Source organism: Herbaspirillum huttiense (assembly GCF_047300815.1).
Lineage (GTDB): Bacteria > Pseudomonadota > Gammaproteobacteria > Burkholderiales > Burkholderiaceae_D > Herbaspirillum > Herbaspirillum huttiense_A.
This window is the reverse complement of the sequence record NZ_CP178608.1, coordinates 600,985-627,520: the sequence shown is the minus strand read 5'-3', so window position 1 is coordinate 627,520 and position 26,536 is coordinate 600,985. Positions and strand designations below refer to the sequence as shown.

25 protein-coding genes are annotated in these 26,536 nt (G+C 64.2%); 13 read left to right on the top strand and 12 right to left on the bottom strand.

Going from position 1 to position 26,536, the window contains the following annotated elements; genetic code table 11:
* Positions 1–406 precede the first annotated feature (406 nt).
* From ACLRDN_RS02935 to ACLRDN_RS02925, 3 genes are all read right to left on the bottom strand, one after another.
* Positions 407–1,567 carry a zinc-dependent alcohol dehydrogenase gene (locus tag ACLRDN_RS02935; protein WP_413458902.1) on the bottom strand — a complete coding sequence of 387 codons (1,161 nt, stop codon included), beginning with the start codon at positions 1,565–1,567 and terminating at the stop codon, positions 407–409.
* A 67-nt stretch (positions 1,568–1,634) separates the two neighbouring features.
* Positions 1,635–1,823 carry a hypothetical protein gene (locus tag ACLRDN_RS02930; protein ID WP_413458901.1) on the bottom strand — a complete coding sequence of 63 codons (189 nt, stop codon included), beginning with the start codon at positions 1,821–1,823 and terminating at the stop codon, positions 1,635–1,637.
* Positions 1,824–1,942: 119 nt separating this feature from the next.
* Positions 1,943–2,095: a hypothetical protein gene (locus ACLRDN_RS02925; protein ID WP_413458900.1), complete on the bottom strand. Its 153-nt coding sequence runs from the start codon at positions 2,093–2,095 to the stop codon at positions 1,943–1,945.
* On the opposite strand from ACLRDN_RS02925, the gene ACLRDN_RS02920 reads away from it, so the two are divergent.
* Positions 2,094–2,315, top strand: a complete 222-nt coding sequence (locus ACLRDN_RS02920; RefSeq protein ID WP_413458899.1) for a hypothetical protein — start codon at positions 2,094–2,096, stop codon at positions 2,313–2,315. The two genes, ACLRDN_RS02925 and ACLRDN_RS02920, sit on opposite strands and share 2 nt — an antisense overlap.
* Positions 2,316–2,397: 82 nt before the next feature.
* Here the strand turns inward: ACLRDN_RS02920 and ACLRDN_RS02915 are convergent, their stop codons facing one another.
* Positions 2,398–2,628 (bottom strand): hypothetical protein, encoded by a 231-nt coding sequence (locus ACLRDN_RS02915; RefSeq protein ID WP_145606999.1) that lies wholly within the window; start codon positions 2,626–2,628, stop codon positions 2,398–2,400.
* A gap of 375 nt (positions 2,629–3,003) precedes the next feature.
* Between ACLRDN_RS02915 and ACLRDN_RS02910 the strand changes: the two genes are divergently transcribed.
* Together ACLRDN_RS02910 and ACLRDN_RS02905 are read left to right on the top strand one after the other, a co-directional pair.
* Positions 3,004–3,210, top strand: coding sequence for a KGG domain-containing protein (locus tag ACLRDN_RS02910; protein WP_145606995.1), 207 nt, complete (start codon positions 3,004–3,006; stop codon positions 3,208–3,210).
* 115 nt (positions 3,211–3,325) lie between these two features.
* Positions 3,326–3,817 carry a ferritin-like domain-containing protein gene (locus tag ACLRDN_RS02905; RefSeq protein ID WP_413458898.1) on the top strand — a complete coding sequence of 164 codons (492 nt, stop codon included), beginning with the start codon at positions 3,326–3,328 and terminating at the stop codon, positions 3,815–3,817.
* Positions 3,818–3,905: 88 nt separating this feature from the next.
* On the opposite strand, the gene ACLRDN_RS02900 is transcribed toward ACLRDN_RS02905, so the two are convergent.
* The 3 genes from ACLRDN_RS02900 to ACLRDN_RS02890 all read right to left on the bottom strand — a co-directional run bounded on the left by ACLRDN_RS02900 (position 3,906) and on the right by ACLRDN_RS02890 (position 5,866).
* Positions 3,906–4,331: a DUF4399 domain-containing protein gene (locus ACLRDN_RS02900; RefSeq protein WP_413458897.1), complete on the bottom strand. Its 426-nt coding sequence runs from the start codon at positions 4,329–4,331 to the stop codon at positions 3,906–3,908.
* A gap of 66 nt (positions 4,332–4,397) precedes the next feature.
* Positions 4,398–4,976 (bottom strand): hypothetical protein, encoded by a 579-nt coding sequence (locus ACLRDN_RS02895; protein ID WP_413458896.1) that lies wholly within the window; start codon positions 4,974–4,976, stop codon positions 4,398–4,400.
* Between the two features lie 11 nt (positions 4,977–4,987).
* Positions 4,988–5,866: a ZIP family metal transporter gene (locus ACLRDN_RS02890; protein WP_413460335.1), complete on the bottom strand. Its 879-nt coding sequence runs from the start codon at positions 5,864–5,866 to the stop codon at positions 4,988–4,990.
* A gap of 423 nt (positions 5,867–6,289) precedes the next feature.
* Here ACLRDN_RS02890 and ACLRDN_RS02885 point away from each other — a divergent pair, with 423 nt between their 5' ends.
* The 3 genes from ACLRDN_RS02885 (at position 6,290) to ACLRDN_RS02875 (ending at position 8,240) form a co-directional block, all read left to right on the top strand.
* Positions 6,290–7,192 (top strand): manganese catalase family protein, encoded by a 903-nt coding sequence (locus tag ACLRDN_RS02885; protein WP_413458895.1) that lies wholly within the window; start codon positions 6,290–6,292, stop codon positions 7,190–7,192.
* 77 nt (positions 7,193–7,269) lie between these two features.
* The gene (locus ACLRDN_RS02880) at positions 7,270–7,782 is read left to right on the top strand and encodes a ferritin-like domain-containing protein (RefSeq protein ID WP_413458894.1); all 513 of its coding nucleotides are present in this window, start codon (positions 7,270–7,272) and stop codon (positions 7,780–7,782) included.
* 68 nt (positions 7,783–7,850) lie between these two features.
* Positions 7,851–8,240, top strand: a complete 390-nt coding sequence (locus tag ACLRDN_RS02875; protein WP_413458893.1) for a hypothetical protein — start codon at positions 7,851–7,853, stop codon at positions 8,238–8,240.
* A gap of 14 nt (positions 8,241–8,254) precedes the next feature.
* Here ACLRDN_RS02875 and ACLRDN_RS02870 read toward each other — a convergent pair whose 3' ends face one another.
* Positions 8,255–10,183 carry a putative bifunctional diguanylate cyclase/phosphodiesterase gene (locus ACLRDN_RS02870; protein ID WP_413458892.1) on the bottom strand — a complete coding sequence of 643 codons (1,929 nt, stop codon included), beginning with the start codon at positions 10,181–10,183 and terminating at the stop codon, positions 8,255–8,257.
* A gap of 338 nt (positions 10,184–10,521) precedes the next feature.
* Between ACLRDN_RS02870 and ACLRDN_RS02865 the strand changes: the two genes are divergently transcribed.
* The gene (locus ACLRDN_RS02865; protein WP_413458891.1) at positions 10,522–13,044 is read left to right on the top strand and encodes an ATP-binding protein; all 2,523 of its coding nucleotides are present in this window, start codon (positions 10,522–10,524) and stop codon (positions 13,042–13,044) included.
* Positions 13,045–13,095: 51 nt separating this feature from the next.
* On the opposite strand, the gene ACLRDN_RS02860 is transcribed toward ACLRDN_RS02865, so the two are convergent.
* Both ACLRDN_RS02860 and ACLRDN_RS02855 read right to left on the bottom strand, forming a co-directional pair.
* The gene (locus ACLRDN_RS02860) at positions 13,096–13,956 is read right to left on the bottom strand and encodes an IclR family transcriptional regulator (protein ID WP_413458890.1); all 861 of its coding nucleotides are present in this window, start codon (positions 13,954–13,956) and stop codon (positions 13,096–13,098) included.
* The gene (locus tag ACLRDN_RS02855; RefSeq protein WP_413458889.1) at positions 13,953–14,735 is read right to left on the bottom strand and encodes an IclR family transcriptional regulator; all 783 of its coding nucleotides are present in this window, start codon (positions 14,733–14,735) and stop codon (positions 13,953–13,955) included. The genes ACLRDN_RS02860 and ACLRDN_RS02855 overlap by 4 nt, the downstream gene beginning before the upstream one ends.
* Before the next feature lie 336 nt (positions 14,736–15,071).
* On the opposite strand from ACLRDN_RS02855, the gene ACLRDN_RS02850 reads away from it, so the two are divergent.
* From ACLRDN_RS02850 to ACLRDN_RS02825, 6 genes are all read left to right on the top strand, one after another.
* A complete protein-coding gene (locus ACLRDN_RS02850; protein ID WP_413460334.1) occupies positions 15,072–16,031 on the top strand; it encodes an MBL fold metallo-hydrolase in 960 nt (319 codons plus the stop codon).
* Positions 16,032–16,069: 38 nt separating this feature from the next.
* The gene (locus tag ACLRDN_RS02845; protein WP_413458888.1) at positions 16,070–17,815 is read left to right on the top strand and encodes an FAD-dependent oxidoreductase; all 1,746 of its coding nucleotides are present in this window, start codon (positions 16,070–16,072) and stop codon (positions 17,813–17,815) included.
* 38 nt (positions 17,816–17,853) lie between these two features.
* Positions 17,854–18,072, top strand: a complete 219-nt coding sequence (locus tag ACLRDN_RS02840) for a DUF2783 domain-containing protein (RefSeq protein ID WP_413458887.1) — start codon at positions 17,854–17,856, stop codon at positions 18,070–18,072.
* Positions 18,073–18,142: 70 nt separating this feature from the next.
* A complete protein-coding gene (locus ACLRDN_RS02835; protein ID WP_413458886.1) occupies positions 18,143–19,510 on the top strand; it encodes an MFS transporter in 1,368 nt (455 codons plus the stop codon).
* Positions 19,511–19,861: 351 nt separating this feature from the next.
* Entirely contained in the window at positions 19,862–21,607 is a 1,746-nt protein-coding gene (locus tag ACLRDN_RS02830; protein WP_413460333.1) for an ABC transporter permease, read from the top strand.
* 14 nt (positions 21,608–21,621) lie between these two features.
* Complete coding sequence (locus ACLRDN_RS02825) at positions 21,622–22,965, top strand: nitrate/sulfonate/bicarbonate ABC transporter ATP-binding protein (RefSeq protein WP_413458885.1); 1,344 nt, start codon at positions 21,622–21,624, stop codon at positions 22,963–22,965.
* Between the two features lie 51 nt (positions 22,966–23,016).
* Here the strand turns inward: ACLRDN_RS02825 and ACLRDN_RS02820 are convergent, their stop codons facing one another.
* A complete protein-coding gene (locus ACLRDN_RS02820) occupies positions 23,017–24,663 on the bottom strand; it encodes a methyl-accepting chemotaxis protein (protein WP_413458884.1) in 1,647 nt (548 codons plus the stop codon).
* A gap of 326 nt (positions 24,664–24,989) precedes the next feature.
* On the bottom strand, positions 24,990–26,444 hold the full coding sequence (locus ACLRDN_RS02815; protein ID WP_413458883.1) for an MFS transporter: 1,455 nt from the start codon (positions 26,442–26,444) through the stop codon (positions 24,990–24,992).
* Positions 26,445–26,536: the final 92 nt, after the last annotated feature.

The window sequence follows — 26,536 nt, the reverse complement described above, 5'->3', positions numbered from 1 at the left end:
GGTTTCCCCGTGGCGTGCATGACGAAAATATAAAAAATATACAAATAATTATGAGATATCACGGACTTTAGGTCATATATTTCATAAATTTTGCAGTATTTACGCACACAAAGATCTTACCAGCAAAATGAAACTTGCAGCATTGTCGTTTTTGTATCACGGCGTGACTGTTTCACCACAAGTATGCGAGCCGGTACTCGCCACTTTTCCCTCAATCCGGTACTGCACGCGTGAAATGCTCTCCAGCCTTGCCCGGCCAGCGCTCCGCGAGGCATGGCGCTCCGAAAGAAAGATGAGCAAAAAATCAGTCGCCGCGAGAGACGGAAGAGCCTCCCTTCTTTGTGATGACAAAAAAAAGCGACCGGCATCACCGGTCGCTTCTGTCTTCAGCACCACGCCCTCAAGCTCAGGCCGTGAGCACCACCTTGCGGCATTCCTCGCGTTTTTCATTGAAGATCCGGTAACCCTCGGCGGCCTCCTCCAGGGGCAGGCGGTGGGTGATGATGGCCTCCGGACGCAGCCAGCCATCCTCGATGCTGGCCAGCAGCTCCGGCATGTAATGCTGCACATGGGTCTGGCCGGTCTTGATGGTGAGCCCTTTCTCGAAGATGTCGCCGAACAGGAAACCGTGGATGAAGCCGGCATATACCCCCGGCACGCTCACGGTGCCGCCGCGCCTGACCGAAGCGATGCAGTGGCGCAGTGCCTGGCCGCTGCTGCCTTCGAGCTTGAGGTTGGTCATCGCGGTTTCGAGCACGCTGCCCTTGGCCTCGAAGCCGACCGCATCGATCACCGCATCCACACCCCGGCCGGCGGTGTTGGCGATGATGGTTTCGCCCGGATCGGTCTGGTCGAAATTGATCGGAATCGCATGGTATTGCTCGGCTGCGAAACGCAGCCGGCAGTCATGATGATCGACGATGAAAATCTTTTCCGCACCCAGCATGCGGGCGCACGCGGCTGCCATCTGGCCCACCGGACCGGCGCCGTAAATGGCCACGCTGGACCCTTCCCGCACACCCGCATTCTTCACCGCTTGGTAACCGGTGGGCAGGATATCGCTCAGGAACAGCACCTGCTCATCGGCCAGCGGCGAATCGATGCGGATGGGGCCGACGTCGGCCTTGGGCACGCGCACATACTCGGCCTGTCCGCCCGGCATGCCGCCATACAGATGGCTGTAGCCGAACATGGCGGCCCCCGAGCGGATGCCCTTGCCGTTCATGATCGCGCCGCGATCGGGGTTGGTGGTCTCACAAGCGGCGTAGAGATGCTGGTCGCAGAAGAAGCACTGGCCACAGGCGATGACGAAGGGCACCACCACGCGGTCGCCCTTCTTGAGGCGCTTCACGCCCGGTCCCGCTTCCACCACGACGCCCATGAATTCATGGCCGAGGATGTCCCCCGCCTTGGTGGCGGGAATCTTGCCGCGATAGAGGTGCAGGTCGGAGCCGCAGATGGCGGTGGCAGTGACCTTGAGGATGATGTCATCGGCTTCCTGGATGATGGGGTCGGGGACGGTCTCGACCCGCACGTCATGGGCAGAATGGTAGAGCAATGCGCGCATGGGAACTCCTTGAATGGGCTGGTCTGGGCGTCATGAAATGAACTGCGTACCGGAAAGCTGAGCACACTCAGCGCGGTGCGCGGGCGTCGTCCTGCACGATGTCGAACTCGGGCTTGGCGATTTCCTTGTTGGCGGTGTCGGTGCTGGTTTCGCGCGCTTCCACGTGGTCGCTGCGGGCGGCACGGCTGGTGGCGTCGCCGCTGGACTGGCCGGGACTGGGGTTGGCACGGGTGGGCAGTTTGGATTCGATGGCCATGCGGTTCTCCTTGGAAAGGCTGAGGGGGAAAGGACCTGAGCTTCCACCCTAACGAGAGCACGGACGATCCGCCATCAGCGGCCCCCGCCTGACCCTGTGGGGCGAGGCTGTCGGACGCGTCAGCGGGGCTTGATGAGCGTGCGCGAAGCAGCCCCTGTCAGCAGCGTGGAGCCCGCTTTGGCGGCGCCGGCCGACATACACGGCGTGCGTGCGGCATTAGCATCCATGAGCAGCTGCAGAATCCATTCATCCAAGGACAAGGAGAGCATCATGACCGACGCCCTGAACAAGCACACCCATCCCCCCGACACGTCCGGCCCGCAAGACCTGCAGACCGAGGGCAATCCGCGCAGCGGCACCAACGAGCGCGACATGCTCGACCGCGGCAAGGAGTACGCGCCGGGCGACAGCGACAAGCCGGCCTCCCGCAACAAGCCGGAAGGCGACAATTATTCGGAGCAGGACATGCGGGAGAACAGCCCGCAGCTGTAAAGACCGGCCTATCCCCCTGCCGGGGTGGCGCAGATTCATCTCCCCGGCAGATCAATCCGCCTCAAGCGATCAACGGCAGAGATCAATCTTCACGGTCGAATTCGGCCAGCACCATTTCCACCTGCAGGCACTGCAGTTTCAATTCCTTGATGGCACGGCGATAGCGGCGAAAGTCGCGGCGCTCGGGCAAGCCCTCCGCCCCTTTGCTCACCCGCACCACGTCATGCACGATGTTCTGCAGGATGGCGGCCGCCTGCTCGTGCGAGGCCTTGAGCCGGTTCACTCCCTCGATCAGCGCTTGTTTCTTCTTCATGGTGGGTTCCAGGTTTTGCCGGCATCGCCGGCCATGTGCAGGCGATGCCTCGAACAAGCCATGGAGTCCCGCGGGCGGTGTTGGTTCCTGATCGCATGTGTCGACTTATCTGCGCTGTAGATGGCAGGGTTGTCATTGATCTGATCCGCAGATGAAAACGATGAGCTGTCCTCGCTTGCCCCCCTGCGGAAGAGCGCATGGCAGAGCAGCAACTCTTCTTCAGTGATGCTGGCAAGACTGACAGTCCGCGCCGCCCCCTCATCGGGGAACACGCCGATATCACGGCGGCGGGCACCTGCCTAAGATGAAGACTCGTAGGGAAGACAAAGCCCTGCGGATTTTTTCCACCCCCCTCATGACGCAAGGAGAAACATCATGGCAAACCAGAACCAAGGCTCGACCAGCAACCGCGGCTTCGCTTCGATGGATGAAAACAAGCAGCGTGAAATCGCCAGCCAGGGCGGCAAGGCCGCTCACGAAAAGGGCACCGCGCACGAGTTCAGTTCGGAAGAAGCACGGGAAGCCGGCCGCAAGGGCGGCCAGAACAGCCACGGCGGTGGCAACCAGGGCAACAACCGCTAAGCGCGGTGGCTTGCTGAAGGCAGAGGGCCCTGCGGGGCCCTCTTTTTTGCTGCGCATTTCCCTTCGATGCAATCCGCTTCTTTTGTGATCACTTCCCCGTTCCAAGGAGACCAGCATGACCGTCAAAACCCTGAAAGATCTTTTCATCCACAGCCTCTCGGACGTCTACAGCGCCGAGAAGCAGCTCACGCGCGCCCTGCCCCGACTGGCGCGCGCGGCCACCACGCCAGAGCTGCGCCAGGCCTTCGAACAGCATCTGGAGGAAACCCAGGGCCAGATCGAGCGCATCGACCGGCTGGTGGAAAATGCCGAACTGCGCCTCAAGCGCATCAAGTGCGTGGCCATGGAAGGGCTGGTGGAAGAAGGCCGCGAGCAGATCGATGAAATCGAAAAAGGTCCGGTGCTGGACGCTGCCCTGATCGGTGCGGCGCAAAAGGTGGAGCACTACGAGATTGCCACCTACGGCACCCTGTGCGCGCTGGCCAGGCAACTGGGGCTGGACGACGCGGCAAAACTGCTCGATGAAACGTTGCAGGAAGAAAAGGCTACCGACGAAAAGCTCAGCCAGCTGGCGCTGCAGAAGGTCAACCAGCAGCTGGCCGCCTGATTCGCAAGCCAGTATCAGCCAGGATGGAATGCAGGCCGCACCCGGGTTTCGGGTGCGGCCTGTACCGTATGGAAGAGCAGGATGCCGATCACTTCACGGTGATGTTGATGCCGTGCGCCATCATGTGGCCATAGGAACGGTGTTCACCATCGGCAAACTGGTCCGTGAGCTTGTACTTGCCGGGCGGCAGCGTGACCATGACTTCCGTCTCGCCCTTGTCCAGATGGAGATGGGTGTCATCGTTTGGAATGACGTCCCCCTTGCCCACGGCACCATGATTGATGAGCAGATGGTGATGCCCCGTCCCTTCCACCACCTTGCCGGCCGGGCGCGTGGTCATGGAATGCGCAGCCAGCCGCACACGGAAGGGACTGGTCACGGTCTGGCCGGTCTTGGGTTCGAGGATGCTCACGGTGGGCTCATCGGCATGGGCCGGCAGCGCATGCATGGCCAGCATCAACAGGCCGCCGTAGCTAGCGCGCAACAGGGCAGGACGGGAAAGCGGATTGAACATGGAGACTCCTGTAGTGAAGAAAAAATGAAGGTCGCCTTGGGCAGGCCAGTGCCGGATGGCAAATGTTCAGATCGACAGCGGGCCGCGTCCTTGCTGTGGCAACCCTGCATGCAGCTTGGCCAGCAGGCTACGTAGCTGGGTCCGGTACTCCAGCACCACGTTGCGCTCGCAATAAGGACTCCATGCCGGATCGAGCGCCAGCTCGGCGGGGTCCGATGCGCTGTCGGGAGGCAGGGGGCGCCGCGCGGTGGTTTCACCGGGCGCCGACAGCCGTACCTGGGTAGCCTGGCCCAGGCTCTCGCGCAGCTCCAGCAGGGTCAGCGCGACGGTGCGGTATTTGTAGGGCGCTTCCAGTTTCACTGCGCAGGCAGCACACACCAGGCGCAGCCTGGCCTTGACATCCTTGTTGCTGTGCGCCTGCCGTCCTTCATTCCAGGCCGCGCCGAACAGCAGGGGACCGGCATGGTTGAGATAGGCTTCCAGACAGAATGAGAGCAGCATCAGCACCGAGAGGAACACCCAGCGCGAACCGGACTGCTCTTCGCCCGCCTTCCTGATGAGCAGCTCGGCGCCGCGCCACAGTTCCACATAGGTCAGCGCCGATGGCGCAATGGCCGGATCCTCGTCAGGAGCAGGACGGGTCATGGTCCTGTCCCTCATGACAGCGCCGTATCCATCACCATCATCAGCACGAAACCGATGATGAGGCAGCACGTCGCAGCCAGGGAATCGCGCCGGCGATGCGGATCCGGGATCACTTCGTGGGCCAGCACGAAGAGCATGGCACCGGCCGCACCACCCAGGGCCCACGGCAGCATCGCGGCCGACAGCGACACCAGCGCCGCGCCGCCTACCGCAGCCAACGGTTCCACCAATCCCGAGAGGATGCCGCAGCCGATGGCGTCGGCGCGGGAATAGCCGATGCCGCGCAAGGCGGTGGCCACGATCATGCCTTCCGGGATGTCCTGCAGCGCGATGCCGAAGGTCAGCACCGAGGCCTGCTCGGGCGCCACGCCGCCATAGGCTACCCCGACCGCCAGTCCTTCCGGCAGGTTGTGCAACCCGACCGTCAGCACGAAAAGCCATACCCGGCGCAGTGCCGCCTGACGTGCCAGTTCGTCGTGGCCCTGCCCGGCACGCTGCAGTGCCAGCACCAGCAGCGCACCGCACAGTACGCTGGCCCCGGTGATGAGGCTAGCCATTTGCTTGGCACTGCCGCCCTGCTCCAGGCTCTGCAAGGCCGGGAGGATGAGCGAAAAGACGGAGGCGGCCAGCATCACGCCAGCACCGAAACCGGTGCAGCAATCGGCCATGCGCGGCGAGAAACGGCGCGAGAAGAACAGCGGCAGCGTCCCCGCCGCAGTGGCTGCAGCGGCCGCCATGCCGCCCAGGTAGGCGCGCCAGATACGCTCATCCTGGGCACTCCACCAGCCGATGGCAGCGGCCAGCAGGACCACGCCGACGGCAACCATTGGCCAGCTCAGCCGCATGGCGTCGGGGGCCGCCGTAGCAGCGGAAGTGGCCTCGGCAGGCATCGCCGTGGCGCTGGCCGGCTCCGGCTGCAACAGCGTGAGCGCGGTCACGGAGGGCTCGACTTTCTTGAGCATGTTGTCCTTGCGTGAGCGGAGAGGAAATCGAAACGGAAGTGACCGCAATCAAGCTTGCACGGTCATGCAAGCCTCCGAGTCTAGTGGCGAGTGCGCCTGCGCTCCATCGGACTAACACTGATTGTCGGACCTGTGGTCGTCCGACGGCGCCTGCTGCCGCGCTAAGGATCTCCGACACGTTTCATCGTTACCGCGCACCGGATGTTTTCCGCTCACGCCGATGGTATGGCTGAGCACTCGCCTCCTAGCATGAAGGCTCTGTTGAACGTATCGCTTCAGCGCCACGCGGCGAGGCGATTGCGTCCAGCATCTTTGCCCGTTCAATCCCTCGACCTCAACAAGGAGACCGACATGTTCGCTCACAACAAGCGCCTGCAATACACGGTACGCGTCGCCGGCCCCAATCCCGGGCTGGCCAACCTGATGCTGGAACAATTCGGCGGCCCGCAAGGCGAACTCGCCGCTGCCTGCCGCTATTTCACCCAGGCCATCGCTGAAGACGATCCCGGCCGCAAGGACATGCTCTTCGACATCGCCACCGAAGAATTGAGCCATCTGGAAGTGATCGGCAACATCGTGGTCATGCTCAACAAGGGCGCCAAGGGCAAGCTGGCCGAAGGCGTGGAAGAAGAAGGCATCCTCTACAAGGAAATCACCGGTGCCGGCAACGACAGCCATATCACCCAAGTGCTCTACGGTGCCGGCGCGCCGCTGGTGAACTCGGCCGGTGTGCCGTGGAGTGCCGCCTATATCGACACCATTGGCGAGCCCACTGCCGACCTGCGTTCGAACATCGCCGCCGAGGCGCGTGCCAAGATCGTTTATGAACGCCTCATCAACCTCACCGACGATCCGGGCGTCAAAGAAGCGCTGGGTTTCCTGATGACGCGCGAGATCGCCCACCAGAAGTCGTTTGAAAAAGCGCTTTATTCCATCCGCCCAAACTTCCCGCCAGGAAAAATGCCTGGCGATCCGCGCTTCTCGAAGGTCTACGTCAATCTCTCGCAAGGCCTGGGCGAACAGACCGGCCCATGGAATGACGGCAAGCAGTGGGAACGCCTCGATGGCGCGGATGCACTGACTCCGGTCGATGGCGGCGACGGCCAGGCCAGCGTGGAACTCGGCGCCGAAGAGCAGGCCATGCTGGACCAGATGGCGGCCCGCACCGCCTCCGCGCAGGATGGCGAACCGCTGACCGGCGCCGAGATCGGTTCGGCCGATCCGGACATGAACCTCAAGGCCAAGAAGCCCTGAACCCCGGCACTGCAGAGGTGGCGCTTTGTCCAAGACAATGCGCCGCCTCAGTCCCGGAACCCGACAAGGAGAATGCCATGACCACCGACGTCAACGAAAACCTGCTGGCCTGGCTCAAGGATGCCCACGCCATGGAACAGCAGGCCGAACACATGCTCAAGGCCCAAGCCAGCCGCATTGATCACTACCCTGAACTGAAAGCGCGGCTGGAGTCACACCTGCAGGAAACCCTCGGCCAGCAGGAACTGGTGGAGGGATGCATCAAGCGGCTCAACGGCAGCGCCTCTCTCTTCAAGGACATGGCGGGGCGCATGACCGCCTTCGCACAAGCTGCAGGCGGCATGACCCAGCACGACGAAATCGTCAAGGGCGCCATCGCCGGCTACGTATTCGAGAATCTGGAAATCGCCTGCTACACCTCGCTCATCGCGGCCGCGCGTGAAGCCGGTGACAGCGAGACCGAGCGCATCTGCCAACAGATCCTGGAACAGGAAAAAGCCATGAGCAGCTGGATGCTCAATCACCTGCCCACAGTCACCCGTGACTTCCTGGTGCGCTCGGCCACCCCGGGCCAGAAGGCCAAGGTCTAGCGCATTGGCCGGATGCGGCGCCGACCGCGCCGGCATCGCCACCGCAACAGCAGCCCAAGGAGAATCCGATGACGACGCAGGAACCGACCGTGGCCGCATTCCCTTTCCCCACCTTGGCCAGCGCGCAGCGCGCCTACGACGCCCTGCGCGAACGCGGCCTCACGCCAGAGCAGATGGAATTGCGGGTGATGGACGATGAAGCCGGACCGTCCAGCGGCAACTTCATCCTCGAATACAAGGAGACCGACGTCCACTTCGACAGCAGCTGGATGGACATGCTGGGCAGCCGCGACGATCCCAACGTGGGAGCAGGCCGGCAGGAAGTCTTCTGGTCTTGCGAAGCACTGCTGCTGGTGAGCACGCGCGACCCGCACCTCCTCAACGCCTTGCAGGAGGTCTATCGCGCCAGCGGCATGGACTTCGATGCGGCGCGTCAGCGCAGGGAGGGCGCGTCCTGAGGCGAATTGGCTGGCTATCCCTCCAGCCATGCCTGCACCTGCCCCGCCGCCAGCGGCACCGAGAACAGGTAGCCCTGTCCATACATTGCCCCAAGCTCACGCAGGCTGTGCAGATGCGCGGGCGTTTCCACCCCTTCCACCACACAGGCCAGTTGCATGTCATGCGTGAGGGCCAGCAAGGACTTGACGATCTTGTGGCTCACCGCATTGTGCTCGATGTCGGCTACGAAGCTCTTGTCGATCTTGATGCGCGTCAGCGGCAGCGCGTGCAGATGACTCAGGCTGGCATAGCCGGTACCGAAATCATCGAGCGTGATGCCGCAGCCCAGCCGGCGCAAGGCGCTCACCAGCTGGCGGGATTTCTGCAGGTCCTGCAGCACTGCCGTTTCGGTGATCTCCAGATCCAGCCGCGTGGGACACAGCCCTGACTGGCTGATGACCTGCACGATCTGCGCCATCCCTTCGCTGGTGTTGATGTCATTGGCCGAGAGGTTGAAGGACAGGCGGATCCCGGGCGGCCAGGCCGCAGCGGCCTGCAGCGCCTTCTTCAAGAGGATCACGCTCAACTGGTTGATGATGCCCATGCGCTCGGCCGCCGGGATGAACTCCATGGGCGCCACCGCGCCCTTGACCGCGCTGTGCCAGCGCGCCAGGGCTTCGAAGGCGATCGGCTGGCAATCCTCCAGGCGCACGATGGGCTGGAAGAACACCGATAGTTCACGATCAAAGTCGGCCAGGCGCAAGGCTTGTTCGATGTTGGCGTTGCGCTGGATCTGGGCCTTGTCCTTTTCGGAGAACAGGGTCACGGTCCCGCGACGCTCGCGCTTGCCCTGGTACAGCGCATAGTCGGCGTGTTCATAAAGCGAACTGGCATCCACGGCCATGTCCGGGAACGTGGCCACGCCCACCGAGGCGGCGATCTGTACCGTCGCCTTGTAGAGCACGAAGGGCCGGCGCAAGGCATCGCAGATGCGGCCGCCGAATTGCTGCAGGGCCTCGTCACTGAGGTTGGCATCGATGATGATGGAAAACTCGTCGCCGCCCAGGCGCGCCAGGTGGAAATGATCGTCCAGGCAAACGGCGGTAAGGCGCTGGCCCACTTCCACCAGCAGCTGGTCGCCATGGGTGTGGCCATACAGGTCATTGACGGCCTTGAAGCCGTCGAGGTCGAGGATGGCGACCGCAAAGCGCTGGCCGCGCGCGGTGGCCCGGGTACAGATTTCGTTGAGCTGGGCAAAGAATTTGCGCCGGTTCGGAATCTGCGTGAGCGAATCGAGATTGGCCAGCCGCAGGTTCTCGTTGCCCAGCAGCGTGGTCTTGACCTGGGCATCGATGAGCCGGACGAAATCGTTGTAATGGCTGTTGACGATGGCCAGCATGCCGATGGTCACCAGCACCACGTTCAGGGCCGCGGCCACGAAGGTGGGAATGTGGGTGGAGAGGAAGAAGACCGTGAAAATGCCATTGACGATCAACGCCACCGACAGCGCCGCCGAGCGCAGGTACATCAGGCAGAAGATGCAGCAGATGACGGTGATGCCCATGTAGAAGGCGACATGGGCCTGGGCATAACTGTCGCCGTAGGGAAACAGCATCACCGACCACAGCGAGAAACTGAGCGCAATGGGTGCTGCCAGGAAACTGGTGCGCTTGAGCGCCCTGGCGGCCATGCCGGGCGTGGGATCGACCAGGCGGCCGCGCCACCAGAACGTCAGGCGCGTCACGCACAGTACCGTCAGCATCGCGGGGAAATACAGGCTCAGCCAATACGGTGCCAGCGGGTAATAGGTCTGCGCCAATGCCCAGCTGTTGATCAGCAGGATCAGGTACATCATCGGCATCTTGCCGGAGAACGCGCGGTACTGCGCGATGAGCAGCTCGGGCTGATCGTAGTCCACGCGCCAGTAACGGCGCACCATGCTCATCAATGAAGAAGCAGACATCCTGTGCTCTGTGCCTTTTCTACTTTTACGCCGCAGCCAGGGAGCCATGAGGGGCCGGCATCAGCCTATGCAACTGTTTGTGGTCCGGGCATAGATTATAGGGGCGTACGCCCTTTCCCAAACTCAGGAAAAGCCTGATGTATTCCCGCTTTCCGGGCGATGGGGTAGTCCACGGCGAGCTGCCGGAACGGCGCGTTCAGCCTGGCCACCTGCATCGCGCAGGAAAGGATGAGCTTGGGCAATATCTTGGCGCGCCATCCGCAAATAGCGCACTTGTCCTACAGCATCCTCACGAAGGCTCATCTACAATCAGGCGTAATCAGAAATCAAGGTCCGCCATGCCCGAGTTTCCCCCTCGTGCTGATCCCTTGCCGCTCGCTGCCGGATCAGCCGTTCCCGCTATCCCTGTGGCCGCCTGTTTCGCAGTCGATGCCCGCTGGCAACTGGTCTACCTGGATGATGCCGCAGCAAGCTTGCTGGGCCAGCGCCAGGAGGGCGCGCATGCGCTCCTGGGCGCATCGCTGTGGGAGTCTTTTCCGGCGATGGTCGGCAGCGTACTTGAGTTGCAACTGCGCGCGGCCCTGGCCGACGGCCAATGCCGACAGTGCGTTTATTCACCACCCGGCCTGGCCAATTCCTTTGACGTGATCTGCAGCCCGCAAGCACAGGGCGTCTCGGCCAACCTGCGCGAGCGCTTGCCTGCCGCCGCGCCGATTCCGGAGCTTCCCTCCGAGCGCACGTTGCACGAACAACGACGGCGTTTCTACGAAACCTTCCTCTCCACCACGCCTGACCTGGCCTATGCCTGGGACCTGGATCACCGTTTCACCTACGCCAACCGCGTACTGCTGCAGATGTGGGGCAAGACCTGGGACGAAGCCATCGGCAAGACCTGCCTGGAGCTGGGCTATGAGCCCTGGCATGCCGAAATGCACAGCCGCGAGATCGAACAGGTGCGTGCCACCAAGCGCCCGGTGCGCGGCGATGTGCCCTTCAACGGTACCTTCGGCCGGCGCATCTATGACTACATCATCTTCCCCGTGCTCGGCCCCGATGGCGAAGTCGAGACCGTGGCCGGCACCACCCGCGACGTCACCGAGCGCAAGAACAGCGAGGCGCGCCAGCACGCCCTGTTCCGCCTGGCCGAAGCGATCCGCGCGGCCGGCTCGCTCACCGAGGTAGCCAGCGCAGCCGCCCATGTGATCGGCGATGCCCTCACCGCGCGCTGGGTCAGCTACAAGACGCTCGGGCCGCAGCAGCAGGTACTGGAACTGGGCCAATGGAGTTTCCACCCCGACGGGAACGATGCCACCGCACTGGCCCTGCACGATGAGCGGCGCCTGTCGCAGACGCTGCGCAGCGGCAGCGTGGTACTGGTCGGCAATGTCGCTGATGACGCCCGCGCCGCCGGCGTGCGGCAGGCGCATCTGGCGCACGGTGCGGCCTCCTACATGGATGTACCGATCATTGAAGGCGGCGAGCTGGTCGGCGTGGTGCATGTGAGCAGCAACGTGCCCCGCACCTGGACCGACAATGAACTGGCCATCGTGCGTGACGTGAGCGAGCAGACACGGGCGGCCTTTGAACGCATCCGCAACCAGCAGGCGCTGGCCGCCAGCGAGGCGCGGCTGCGCGAGATCAACGAGTCGCTGGAAGCCGAGGTCAGCGCACGCACCAAAGAACTGATGGCCACCGAAGAAGCGCTGCGCCATTCACAGAAGATCGAGGCCATCGGCCAGCTCACCGGCGGCCTGGCGCATGACTTCAACAACCTCCTGGGCGGCATCACCGGCAGCCTGGACCTGATGCGGGTAAGGCTGGTGCAAGGGCGTGGCGATGAACTGTTCCGCTACATCGACCTGGCCGCGCGCAGCGCGCAACGTGCGGCCTCCCTCACGCAGCGGCTGCTGGCCTTCGCGCGCCGGCAGACGCTGGCACCGAGCCCGACCAGCGTCAACGCCCTCATCGGCGGCATGGAAGAACTGATCCGCCGCACCATCGGCCCGGCCATCACCCTGGAAGTGGTGACCGCCGTGGCGCTGTGGCCGACCTTCGTCGATGGCCCGCAACTGGAAAGCGCCCTGCTGAACCTGTGCATCAATGCCCGCGACGCCATGCCCGATGGCGGCCGCCTGACCATTGAAACCGCCAACAAATGGCTGGACGACAAATGGGCGCAGGAACGCGATCTCCCGGCCGGGCAGTATGTCTGCATCGCTGTCACCGACAACGGGACCGGCATGGCGCCCGATGTCCTGGCACGGGCCTTCGATCCGTTCTTTACCACCAAGCCCATCGGTGAAGGCACCGGGCTGGGCCTGTCCATGGTCTATGGCTTTGCGCGCCAGTCAGGCGGACAGGTGCGGCTCTATTCGGAAGTCGGCCAGGGCAGCACGGTGTCGCTCTACCTGCCGCGCCACCTGAAGGAGGCACAAGCCGAGGAAATTGAACCTGCCAGTGCGCCAGCAGCCGCCGGCAGTGGCGAAGTGGTGCTGGTGGTGGATGATGAAGCGCCGATTCGCCTGCTGGTGGCCGAAGTCCTCACCGAGGCCGGCTATACGGCCCTGCAGGCCGAGGATGGACCGGCTGCGCTGCGCATCCTGCACTCGGCTGCGCGCATCGATCTGCTCATCACCGACGTGGGATTGCCGGGCGGGCTCAATGGCCGCCAGGTGGCCGACGCCGCGTGCGCTGCGCGGCCGGAACTGCAGGTGCTCTTCATCACCGGCTATGCGGAAAACGCCGCCTTCGGCAATGGCCACCTCCCCACGGGCATGCAGTTGCTGACCAAGCCGTTCAAGATGGATGCGCTCATGCAACGGGTCCAGGCCATCCTGGAGAGCCGCAGCACGGCCAGCTGAATATCCTATAAACGATATAAACGATATAAACGATATAAACGAGTTCGGCGATCATTCGCGCGCGGCCAGCGTGGCCGGCTCGACTGCGCCCAGCCGCCACGATACCGACTGCGCCGCTGCCCGCAGCAGCAGCGCCGCCTCACCGTCAAGGGCGGTATCGAAACTGCCGCTGCTGCCCATGATGGCCATGACCAGCGCCAATTGCCCCGCGTGATTGAACACCGGTGCGGCCAGGGTATGGATGCCCGGTACCGGCCGGCCCAGCGCCTGGTCCATCGCCTGCTCGCGGATCTTGCGCAGCCGTTCAGCATAGTCGTGACGCAAGCTGCCATCGGCATGGGCAACGCTGTCAGGCTGGGCGCCTTCCATGCGGATCGCATCCATGGCCAGGGCCCCGGCCAGCATGTCCGGCGGCAAATGCGCCGCGCAGACCCGGCCGATGGCGGTATGCACCATCGATAGCACGGTGCCGATGCGCAGGCTCACGTGCTGCGGCCGGGAGGATTCCTCCAGCCGCACCACGGTGGGCCCCAGCGGACCGACCACGGCCAGCGCTACCGACAGGCCGGTCTCCTGCGCCAGGGTCGCCACCTCGGCCTCGGCCTCGCGCAGCGGCGAGAGCCGTTGCAAGGCCGCCAGGCCCAGGTCGAGACTGAGTGCACCGGGGAAGAAATTGCCCTGCGCATCACGCGCCAGCACACCGATCTTCTGCAGGCTCACCAGATGCGGGAAGGCCTTGGCCGCCGGCATGCCGGCCAGCCGCGCCAGGTCGCCCAGGGGCAGCGGCCGGCCCGCCGCCAGCAAGGCGTCCAGCAGTGCACCGGTGCTGTCCAATGACTGGATACCGCGCTGGTTGCGCGTGCCGTCCTGGTCGGCGTCTTCCGGCAGGGGCAAGGGGGGAGCGGTCTTCATGCGGCGTCCTCTTCGGTCTCGGGCAGGGTGGCTGCGATGGCCTCGATGCAGCCACGCAACTGGCGCGCAACCGTGCCGCGCCAGCCGGCATCGATCACGCCGCTGCTGCCGATCACGGTGACCAGCAACAGCAGTTGCTCTTGCGCATCGAGCAGGGGCATGCACAGGCTGGTCACACCCGGGCTGGGCAGGTCGACCGCGCGCTCCATGCCGCGCTTGCGGATGGCATCGAGTTCTTCATGGAAATGCCTGAGCTGGCTCTTGGCGACGCCCGGATGCTGCACTTCCCACAAATCCTGCCAGCCGGCTAATGGGGCATAGGCGCAATAGGTGCGCCCGGTGGCGGTGTCCGACAAGGCCATCACGGTGCCTACATGCAAGTTCACATGCAGGGGCTTTCCGGCATGGGCGTAGTGCACGATGGTCGGTCCGGCCGATGTGGGCAAGGTGATCGCCACGCTGAGGCCCGTGTCCTGGCTCAGTTGCTGCACCTGCGGCAGGGCCAGGCGGTATGCGGGTTCCTGCGCCAGGCGCGCCATGCCCAGGCGCAAGGCCAGCGGACCAGGCTCGTAGTGGCCATCGCCGGGAGTGCGCTTGATCAGGCCCAGCCGCAGCAGGCTCACCAGGTAGGTGTGGGCTTGCGCCGAGGACAATTCGGCTGCGGCCGCCAGCGCCACCAGCGGCAAGGGCTGGCGCGCCAGGGCCAGCGCCTGCAACAGGCGGCCGGCCACTTCCACGCTCTGGATGCCACGTTGTGTTTTTGCGGGAGATGCACTCATCCGGGAATTCCAAGATTGACGATTTGCGTTGCTGCCAATGCACAGCAGCAGTGCCGCATGCTGCATGCGGCGTCACACCCGGATTCTAATCGAACTGGCTTGCAGCGCAGCAAGAAAAGGCCTTGGTGCAGAAAACGTCAATTAATCTCTGACAAGCACATTTGCCATTGACTAATCAAAAGACGCTCACTAAGATGCCATCAACCTGCTCAAAGCAGGTATCAACAACAAGATTTGACCCGCATTGATCCATGACGGGTTGGACGGAGACCTCCCCCGATGGCGCAAGCCATGTCCAGCCGCGTCCCCACCCACCTGTTATTGAACGAGGCAGACATGGCCAAGGCTTTTGCATCCCAGGCGGATCTCGACGCCAAGAAGATCACCTTTGAACGCATCTCGGAAAACGCCTACGCGTACACCGCCGAGGGCGATCCCAATTCCGGCGTCATCATCGGCGACGACGGCGTGATGGTCATCGACACCACCGCCACCCCGGCCATGGCGCAGGATTTGATCGCGCGCATCCGCAGCGTCACCGACCTGCCCATCAAATACGTGGTGCTGACCCACTATCACGCCGTGCGCGTGCTGGGGGCGTCGGCCTATTTCAAGGAAGGCGGCGAGCAGGTCATCGCCAGCCGCGGCACTTACGAAATGATCGTCGAGCGCGGCGAGGCCGACATGAAGTCCGAGATCGAGCGTTTCCCGCGCCTCTTCGCCGGGGTGGAGACGGTACCCGGCCTGACCTGGCCGACCCTGGTGTTCGAGAAGGAAATGACGCTCTTCATGGGCAAGCTCGAAGTGAAGATCGCCCACCTGGGCGCCGGCCACACCAAGGGGGATACGGTGGTGTGGCTGCCCGGCCAGAAGGTGCTGTTCTCGGGCGACCTGGTCGAATACGACGCCGCCTGCTACTGCGGCGACGCCCAGCTCGAACCTTGGCCGGCCACCCTCGATGCCCTGGCGGCCCTGCAGCCGGAAGCCCTGGTGCCTGGCCGCGGACCAGCGCTGCGCGGACGCGCGCAGGTCGAGCAGGGCATCGCCTATACCAAGGATTTCGTGTCCACCCTGCTGCGTGCCGGCCGCGAAGCGGTGGCCGCCAGGATGGGCCTGAAGGAAGCCATGGCCCATGCCCGCCAGTTGATGGATCCCAAGTTCGGCCAGGTCTTCATCTACGAGCATTGCCTGCCCTTCGACGTCACGCGGGCCTATGACGAAGCCTCCGGCATCGTCCATCCGCGCATCTGGACCGCCGAGCGCGACAAGGAAATGTGGGCCGCATTGCAAGCCTGATCTCAACAACCCGACAGAGGATAGCGAGGAGACAACCCATGAATGACACCCCAGCCATCGATTACCAGCAGCAACGCTTCGCCTTCCGGCCCTGCCTGGAACAAACCCAAAGCGCCGCCGCGCCCGTGCATCCGGTGGTGGTCATCGGTGCCGGCCCGGTCGGCCTGGTGAGCGCCATCGACCTGGCCCGGCAAGGCATCCCCGTGGTGGTGGTGGACGACGACGACATGCTCTCCGTCGGTTCGCGCGCGATCTGCTTTGCCAAGCGCACGCTGGACATCCTTGACCGCATCGGCTGCGGCCAGCGCATGGTAGACAAGGGCGTGGGATGGAATCGCGGCAAGGTCTTCCTGCGCGACGAAGCCATCTTCGAATTCGACCTGCTGCCCGAAACCGGCCATGCCCGGCCTGCCTTCATCAACCTGCAGCAGTACTACCTGGAAGGCTACCTGCTGGAGCAGGCCAGCCAGTATCCACAGATCGAACTGCGCTGGAAGAGCAAGGTCAGCGGCATCAGCCACCTGGGCGAGCACGAGGCGCTGACGGTCGATACCCCCGCAGGCAGCTATACCCTCAAGGCGCGCTACGTGGTGGCCGCCGACGGCTCACGCAGTCCGCTACGCAAGATGATGGGACTGGAGAGCGTGGGCCACACCTTCCGCGACCGCTTCCTCATCGCCGACGTCAAGATGGAGGCGCCCTTCCCGGCCGAACGCTGGTTCTGGTTCGATCCGCCCTTCCATCCCAACCAGTCGGTGCTGCTGCATCGCCAGCCAGACGATGTGTGGCGCATCGATTTCCAGCTCGGCTGGGATGCCGACCCGGTGCTGGAGAAGACGCCCGAACGCGTGATCCCGCGCGTGCAGGCGCTGCTGGGCAAGGACGTGCAATTTTCGCTGGAGTGGGTCAGCGTCTATACCTTCTCCTGCGTGCGCATGGACCGCTTCCGCCATGGCCGCGTGCTGTTCGTGGGCGATGCCGCGCATTGCGTCTCGCCCTTCGGTGCACGCGGCGCCAACAGTGGCGTGCAGGATGCGGAGAACCTGGCCTGGAAGCTGGCCTACGTCCTGCAGGGCAAGGCCCCGGACAGCCTGCTGGACAGCTACGCCAGCGAGCGCGAAGTTGCCGCCGACGAAAACCTGCTCAATTCCACCCGCGCCACCGACTTCATCACCCCCAAGAGTGCGGTGAGCAAATGCTTCCGCGATGCCGTGCTGGCCCTGGCGCGCGAACATGACTTTGCGCGCCGGCTGGTCAACAGCGGCCGCCTGTCCCTGCCGGCCACGCTGCATGGCTCGCCCCTGAACACTCCCGCCAGTGCGCCCTTCAGCGGTGCCATGCAGGCGGGTGCCCCCTGCACCGATGCGCCGGTGCTGACCAGTAATGGTCCGGGTTGGCTGCTGTCCCAGCAGGGCGACCAGTTCGTGGCCATGATGTTTGCCGCGCCCGCCGAACTGTCCGAGGCACAGCGACAGGCACTGCAATCATTGTGCGAAGGCAGCGTACCGCTGCGCCTGCTCTTCGTCAGCCGTGCCGACGCCACGGCCGAGGATCGCGCCGCGCTTTCGGCACTGGGGCAGGACGCACGCCAGGTGCAGGACATCGACGGCCTGGCCGCACAACGCTACGACGCGCAGCCGCAGACCTGCTACCTGATCCGTCCCGACCAGCACGTCTGCGCCGCCTGGCGCGAAGTCGACGCCGTGGCATTGGACGAGGCCCTGCAGCGGGCGACCGGACACCGGCAGGACGCACTGGCCGCGCCCGTGCTGGACGCAGCCTGACACGCTCGCGCCACAAAGACCGATATCAAGGAGACCCCATGAACCTGAACACCGCGCCCAACCTGGACCGTCCGGACGACTTCTACGAAGCCCTGATCGACATGCATCGCGGCCTGGATGATGCCGCCAGCCAGGACGTCAATGCGCGCCTGATCCTGCTGCTGTGCAATCACATCGGCGGCCATGACCTGCTGATCGAGGCCATGCAGCGCGCCCGCGCCGGCATCACGCCAGCCGCCCTGGCGGACGCGGCCTGAGCCAGCCCCCTTCACCCACATCCACGTCAACAAGAGCGCTGCCCAAGGCGCCTATCCAACGGAGACATTCATGATGACCCCATCCGAGGGCGCCAGCACGCTGGCGGCCCCTTCTTCACCCGACCTGAGCGTGGTAGCCGAAGACGCCATCTATCGCAAGGTCTGGCTGCGCATCATTCCCTTCCTTTTCATCTGCTACGTGGTCTCTTTCCTGGACCGCATCAACATCGGCTTCGCGCAGTTGCAGATGAAGCAGGACCTCGGCTTCAGCGACGCCATGTATGGCCTGGGCGCGGCCGTCTTCTACGTCGGCTACGTGCTCTGCGAAGTGCCCAGCAACATGCTGCTGGCACGCTATGGCGCACGCCGCACCTTCTCGCGCATCATGGTGCTGTGGGGCCTGGCCTCGGTGGGGATGATGGCGGTGAGCGATGCGACGCACTTCTATGTACTGCGCTTCCTGCTGGGCGTGTTCGAGGCCGGCTTCTTCCCCGGCATCGTGCTCTATCTCAGCTACTGGTTCCCGGCGCGGCGCCGCGCGGCGGTGATGGCCATCTTCTTTGCCGGGGTAGCGGTGGCTGGGGTGCTGGGTGGCCTGGTCTCGGGCTGGATCATGCGCGACATGGGCGGCGTCATGGGGCTCTACGGCTGGCAGTGGATGTTTGCCATCGAAGGGGCACCGGCGGTGGTGCTGGGCTTGCTGGTGATCTTCCTGCTGGCCGACGGGCCGGCGCAGGCCAGCTGGCTGACGCCCCAGGAGCGCAGTTTCCTGCTGAACCGCCAGAGCCAGGAAGCGCTGCGTACCCATCACGTGAGCGCCCACTCGCTGGCGGCGCTCAAGCAGGCGCTGTCGCATCGGCCGACCTACCTGTTCGCCTTCATCTACTTTGCGCTCACTTGCGGTTCGCTCACCCTGAACTTCTGGATGCCGCTGATGATCCGCGACTTCGGCATCAAGGATGTGGTGCAGGTCTCACTCTACACGGTCATCCCCAACGCCATCGGCGCCATCGGCCTGATCCTCATTGCGCGCCGCTCGGATCGCCGCAACGAGCGCCACGGCCACTTCCTGGTCTGCACCACCGGCGGCGCGCTGGCGCTGGCGGCGCTGACCCTGCATCCGTCCAGCCTGGCGGTGTCGCTGGGCTTGCTGTCGATCGCGGCGGTGCTGATCTTTGCGGCCTTGCCGATCTTCTGGTCGCTGCCGCCGGGCCTGCTGCCGGCCCAGACCATCGCGCCGGGCATCGCCTTCATCTCCAGCGTGGGCATCACCAGCGGCATCGTCAGCCCCTGGTTGATCGGGCTGGTCAAGACACGCACCGGCAATATCGATATTGCGCTGTATATCCTGGCGGGCTTGCTGTTGCTCAGCGGGTTGACGATGTGGACGATGATTCCACGGAAGGGGCCGCAGGAAGGGCAGCGTCTTCCGCACTGAAACGATCTCCTCCTCTCGGATGAAAGAAGCCGTCCTGCAAAAACAGGACGGTTTTTTTATTGCAGATTCCACGATACGTTGCGGATCGCATGTTGCCGGGTCAGCCGAAATCAACCTCCATGCGTTAAGCCTCCACTCCGCTGCGACAGGGCCTGGTCAAGAAACTGTCAGAATACCTTGCTACAGTTGCGCCGCCGGTCTCGGGGGCCGCCTGTTGCACGCAATCAAACCGTTGACCGATCAGATTGATCGCACACGAGCGATCCCGGCACCCCTGAACGCCTTGCCCAGCTACCACCGCCAACACCGCCACTACCGCCAAACCCGCCATCCAGCCTCGCCGCCATGACAATGAAGACCACCTCGCCGCAACTGACGGCCTATGAAGAAGTCAAGCCTGGCTTCGGCTGGATCGATGCGCTGGTGCTGGCGGTGCTGTTCGGCCTGCTGTGGAGCGCCCTGCACTTCGGCAAAGGCATGCTGGTGCACTTCGATCCGTCCGACCAGCTCGAAGTCGACAGCTCGCCCGCCATGATCCCCTATTACGCCGGCCGCACGCTGCTGCGCATGTGGATCGCCTTCGCGTTTTCGTTATTCTTCGCCATCGGCACCGGCTACCTGGCCGCCAAGAGCCGCCGCGCGCGCGCCCTGATCCTGCCGGCGCTGGACATCCTGCAATCGGTGCCGGTGCTGGGTTTCCTCTCGGCCACCGTGGCCGGCTTCATGGCGCTGTTCCCGGGCAGCTTGATGGGCGTGGAATGCGCGGCCATCTTCGCCATCTTCACCGGCCAGGTGTGGAACATGGCCTTCGGCTTCTATCACTCCATGGTCACCATCCCGACCGACATGCAGGAAGCCGCCACCACCTATCGCCTGACCGCCTGGCAGCGCTTCCGCACGGTCGAGCTGCCGGCCTCGGCCCACAGCCTGATCTGGAACTCGATGATGTCCTTCGGCGGCGGCTGGTTCTTCGTGGCGCAAAGCGAAGCCATCAGCGTCATGAACAAGGACCTGAAGCTGCCCGGCCTCGGCTCCTACATGGCCCAGGCCATCGACCAGGGCGATCATACGGCCGCACTGTGGGCGGTCATTGCCATGCTGGCGCTGATCCTGGTGAGCGACCAATTGGTCTGGCGGCCGCTGCTGGCCTGGGCCGACAAGTTCAAGATCGAACTGACCGAATCGACCTCGCCGCCGACCTCCTGGGTCTATGACCTGCTGCGCGGCTCCTACGTCTTTACCTGGCTTGATGAAAAATTGTGGCTGCCGCTGGGCGACTGGCTGGCGCGCCGTCGTCCGGCCACCTCCGCCGCCCCCACGCCGGCCCGCATCACCCGCGAACGCTGGACCAAGCGCGTCATCACCGGCGCGATCTGCGGCCTGCTGATCTTCGAAGCCCTGCGCGGGCTGGTGGCGGCCATCGACGCCTTGCACGGGGCGATGAGCTGGAGCCTCTTCGGCCATATCGTCTGGCTGGGTTTCCTGACCATGCTGCGGGTGCTGGCCATGACGGTCATTGCCACCCTGATCTGGACCCCGGTAGGCGTGTGGATCGGCTCCAAGCCGCACATCGCCCGCTTCGCCCAGCCGCTGGCGCAGATCGGGGCATCCTTCCCGGTCAACATGACCTTCCCGCTGGTGGTGGGCTGGTTCGTGGCCGCCAACGTGAGCATGAACTGGGGCAGCATCCTGTTGATCGCCATGGGCACGCAGTGGTACATCCTCTTCAACGTGATCGCCGGCGCCATGGCCATTCCCAATGACCTGAAGGAAGCGGCCCGCATGTATGGCCTGTCGCGCTGGAACTTGTGGAAGACCCTGATCCTGCCGGCCATCTTCCCGTTCTGGGTGACCGGTGCCTGTACCGCTGCCGGTGGCGCATGGAATGCCTCCATCGTGGCCGAGCTGGCCAGCTGGGGCGATGTCTCGCTCAAGGCCGATGGCCTGGGAGCTTATATTTCGGCGGTCACCAAGTCCGGTGATACGCCTCTCATCATCGCCAGCATCGGCGTGATGTCGATGTTCGTCGTGTTGATGAACAAGTTTGTCTGGCGTCGCCTGTATGCCTTCGCCGAACGCCGTTTCCGCCTCGATTGACCTTGAGCCACGCCATGACCATGACTTCTCCGCAACAACGCCCCGCCGTCGCTGAACTGTGCGCCGTCAGCAAATCCTACAACACCGCCGGCGGCCACGAGCTCAAGGTGCTGGACAACATCGACCTGGCCGTCCACGAGGGCGAACTGCTGGCCCTGCTGGGCCAGTCCGGCTCGGGCAAGTCCACCATCCTGCGCTGCCTGACCGGCCTGGTCGAACCCAGCTCGGGCCACACCATGGCCGCCGGCAAGCAGCTCAATGGTGTCAACCGGGATGCCTCGGTGGTGTTCCAGACCTTTGCGCTCTACCCGTGGCTGACGGTGGAACAGAACGTGGCCGTGGGCCTGATGTCGCACAACCCGACCCGCGAGGAACGTGATGCGGCCGTCGACCGCGCCATCGAACTGATCGGCCTGGGCAACTACCACAGCGCCTATCCGCGCGAACTCTCGGGCGGCATGCGCCAGCGGGTGGGCATTGCGCGTGCGCTGGTGTCCAAGCCCAAGCTCTTGTGCCTGGACGAAGCCTTCAGCGCGCTGGACGTACTGACTGCAGAAAACCTGCGCCAGGAACTGATCAGCCTGTGGCGTGCGCCGGACAGCGGCCTGACCTCCATCTTCATGGTCACCCACAACATCGAGGAAGCAGTGGAAATGGCCACCCGCATCGTGGTGGTGTTCCCGCGTCCGGGCCGCCTGGGCCTGGTGCTGGAGAACCCGCTGCCCTATCCGCGCGACTCCAAGAGCCCGGAATTCCAGCGCCTGGTCAACATCATCCACGAAGCCATCACCACGCTCTCCCTGCCCGACCTGCCGCCGGAAACGCACGTGCCGGGCGAGCCGATCTCGCGCGGACGCAAGCGCATGGAATCCATCCCGCTGATCCCGGTCGGCCAGATCCTGGGCCTGATGAGCCTGCTGCACGACGAGCCGGAACTGAACAACATCTACGACATCTCGGACGAGATCGGCAAGGAATTCGGCGAGACCATCGCCACCGTGAAAGCCGCCGAGATCCTGGAACTGGTGGATACGCCCAAGCAGGAGGTCTACCTGACCGACCTGGGCCGCCGCTTCGTGGCCGCCGACCGCCAGGGCCAGCGCGCCATCTTCGCCGAGCAGGTCTACAAGCTGCGTATCTTCCACATCATCCTGGCGGTGCTGGGCGAGGCCGAAGAAATCGAGGCTGAACGCGTATTGAAGGACATCGGCAGCGCCCTGCCCTACGACAATCCCGAAAAGACGTTCGAGACCATGATCGCCTGGGGCCGTTATGCCGGTCTCATGGATTACAACGCCAAGACCGGCATGGTCTTTGTTCCCAAGGACGAAGACGAGGAAGACGGCGGCCAGGGCTGATGCCTGCAGGGCCGGCAAGCGCCGGCCTGCCGTCGTATTGCGAAGTCAGTCTCAGTGCAGGGCCGCCAGCGGCGCACCCTGCAAGCCCGGTGCAGCATGTGCTGCATGGCCGCTGCCGGGCATGGTCGAGGCATCCTGGCGGATCTTGAAGATCGACACCACCTTCAGCAAGCCCATGGCCTGCTGCGACAGCGACTGCGCTGCCGCACTGGCTTCTTCCACCAGCGCCGCATTCTGCTGGGTCACCTGATCCATCTGGACAATGGCGGTGTTGATCTGTTCGATGCCGCTGCCCTGTTCCTGGGTGGCGGTGGCGATCTCGTTCATGATCTCGCCGAAGCGCTGCACCGAGGCCACGATGCCGCTCATCTGCTGGCCGGCGCTGGCCACCAGTTGCGAGCCCGCGCCCACATGCGCCATCGATTCCCCGATCAGGTCCTTGATTTCCTTGGAGGCCACCGCACTGCGCTGCGCCAGCGAGCGCACTTCCGAGGCCACCACCGCAAAGCCGCGTCCCTGCTCGCCGGCGCGGGCCGCTTCCACCGCTGCGTTGAGGGCGAGGATGTTGGTCTGGAAGGCGATGCCTTCAATCACGCCGATGATGTCGGCCATCTTGCCCGAGCTGGCCGAGATCTTGTCCATGGTCGAGACGACGCGATCAAAGGCCTCGCTGCCACTGGCGGCCGTCTCGGCCGCACCACCCGACAGGCGCAGCGCCTCGGCGGCGTGCGTGGTGTTCTGGCGCACGGTAGTAGTCAGTTCTTCCATGCTGGCGGCGGTTTCTTCCAGCGAGGCGGCTTGTTCTTCGGTGCGTTGCGAGAGGTCGAAATTGCCCTGCGCGATCTGGCCACTGGCCACCGAAATGGTCTCGGCCGCCGACTTGATGCCGTGCGCGATCACGTTCAACTGGTAACGCATCTGCTCGATGGAAGCCATCAGGCTGGAGCCGTCGCCTTCCCGCAGGCGCACGGTGGCGGTGAGATCGCCGGCCGCGATCTCGCGCGCGATGGCTTGCGCTTCCGACGGTTCGGCACCGAGCTGGCGCAGGATGCTGCGCGCAATCATGGCCGAGGCGGCCACGCCCACCAGCAGGGCCAGCGCGACGGCGCTGAGCATCACCATGCGCAGCCAGGTGTAGGTCGTGCGTGCATCGGCGGCAGCTTCCTCATTGAGCTGGTCTTCAAAGTCGCCCAGCTCGGTCAGCGATTTGATCCAGGCCTGCTGCCTGGGGCGAACTTCGGTGAGCAACACCTTCACGGCGTCGAGCGGCTTGTTGTCCAGACCCAGCTGCAGCGCCTTGGCCATCAGCGGCACGGTGGCCGCTTCATCGGCCTTGATCTGGGCCAGCAGCTGCTTCTCGCGCCCGGTGGTGGCGGCTTCGGTACTGAACATCTTGTCCAGGGCGAGCAGGGCATCGGCGTAGATCTTCTCCTGGCGGGCAAGGGTCTGCGCCTCCACGCGCATGCTTTCCTGATCTTCCAGCAAAGCAATGTTGCGAATGGCGAGGGCGCGCTGGCTCAAGGCATTGCGCAAGACGGTGACCAGTCTGGTTTCGGCATTGTTGACGGCGGTGATGTCGGTGAGCGCATCATTGATGCGCGACATGCCCACCATGCCCAGCACGGAAATGCCCAGCAGAAACACGAGAATCAGGCCGAAGCCCAACGCCAGCCTGGTCACGACTTTCAATTTGCCCATGGTATTGCCCCCTTTTGCGGTATCCCCCGGCCGATGGAAGATGAGGCCGGAGAGAGTTTGACGGAGCTTGCCCGGGAAGGACTGCGGGACCTGAACGCTTGATTGGGGCGAGGAGGGTGAAACTGGACGCTGTTGTGATTGTTTTCGCCCTGATGCAGTCAGTACGCCGGCAAGCAGAAGCAGTCTATGCTCCCACCAGCCGGGACAAAGCGAGAATCAGCGAGGATTTAACGGCTCACTAAAAAGTTACCAATTTGGGTACATTTCAGTCAATGATGAGTTTGGCGCGCGTTGACGTTTTCTGCGCCATGGCCCGCCCGGGTAGATCAGGCGGGCGATTGCGCCTTGCGCCGCAGGCGGCTGGCGCTGACCGCCGTCGCCAGCGCCGTGGCCAATACCGCGATCCACAGTGCGAGACGAATCGCCTCGCCATCCTGGGCCGCGCTCATGCGCACTTCCCCTTGCGCGACCGCACCGGCGGTGTAAATCGCCAGGACCGTGCCCAGCAAGGCGGCGCCCAGGCACTGGCCGAAGGTGCGCATGATGGCCAGCACGCCGGAGGCATTGCCGCTGCGTTCGCGGGCAACGTTGGAGAGCATCTCGCGATTGTTGGGGCTTTGGAAGAAACCGAAACCCATGCCGCATACCAGCGCACGCCAGCCGATGTCCCAGGCCTGGGCGTGATCCGGCAGCAGCGCCAGCAACGCCAGGCCGACCGTGAAGAGCGCCAGGCCCAGGCTCGACAGCAAGGCCGGTGAATGGCGGTCCGCCAGTTTGCCCGCATGCGGCGCCACCAGGACGATGCCCAACGGCCAGGGCGTGAACAGCGCCGCCGATTCAAACGCGGTATAGCCATAGCCGTTCTGGAACAGGAAGGGCAAGGCCACGAAGGCGATGCCCTGCCCCACGAAGGACGCCAGCGAGGTCAGTGCGGCCAGCGAGAAGCGCGCATTGGCGAAGATGTCCAGCGGCAACAGCGGCTCCGGCGCCCGGCGCTGTCCGCGCACGAAGGCGGCACCGGCCAGCAGCGCCACCAGCGCGTAGGCTGCCGCCTCCAGCATGGCATGGGTGCCCTGGCCCGGTTCGGCAAAGCGGGCACAGGTATCAGCGGCCATGATGATGGCGCCCATGGCCAGCGCCGACAACAGCGCACCGGCGACATCGAAGGGGGCTTGCGCCGGCTTGCGCGTTTCTGGAATGGCGCTCCACGACAGCAGCACGGCCACGATGCCCAGCGGCACGTTGATGAGGAAGATCCACTCCCAGCCCAGCGCGGCCAGCAAGGTGCCGCCCAGTACCGGTCCGACGGCAGTACTGGCGGCCACCAGCACGGCATTCAGGCCAAGGATGCGGCCCAGCAGGCGATTGGGAAAGACGGTGCGATGGATGGCCGGCGCAATGCTCAACATGGCCGCGCCCCCCAGCCCTTGCAACACGCGCATGGCAATGAGCAGGTCCACCGAGCGCGACAGGGCGCACCCTAGCGAAGCCAGCGTGAAGACCGCCAGCCCGGCCGTGAACTGGGTGCGAAAGCCCAGCCGTGAGGACAGGGCCGCAAACGCGGCCAGCGTCATTGCGGTGGCCAGCAGGTAGGCATTGGCCACCCACACGGAAGCCGCGGCCGAGGTCTGCAGGGCCAGGCTGATCTGCGGCAGGGCGACGTTGATGATGGTGCCGTCGAAGACGGCCATGGTGGTGGCCATCATGACAGCCAGCATGGCGCGGCGGCGCTGCACGCCCGGCAGGCCTTCGTCGCCGGGCAGGTCGGTAAAGAGTGACATGGGGATCGCCTGGAAAGATCGAATCAGGTCTTCACTATAGCCAGCCATGAGACAAGGCGGAAGACGCATGGCTTGCATTGGATCATTGCACG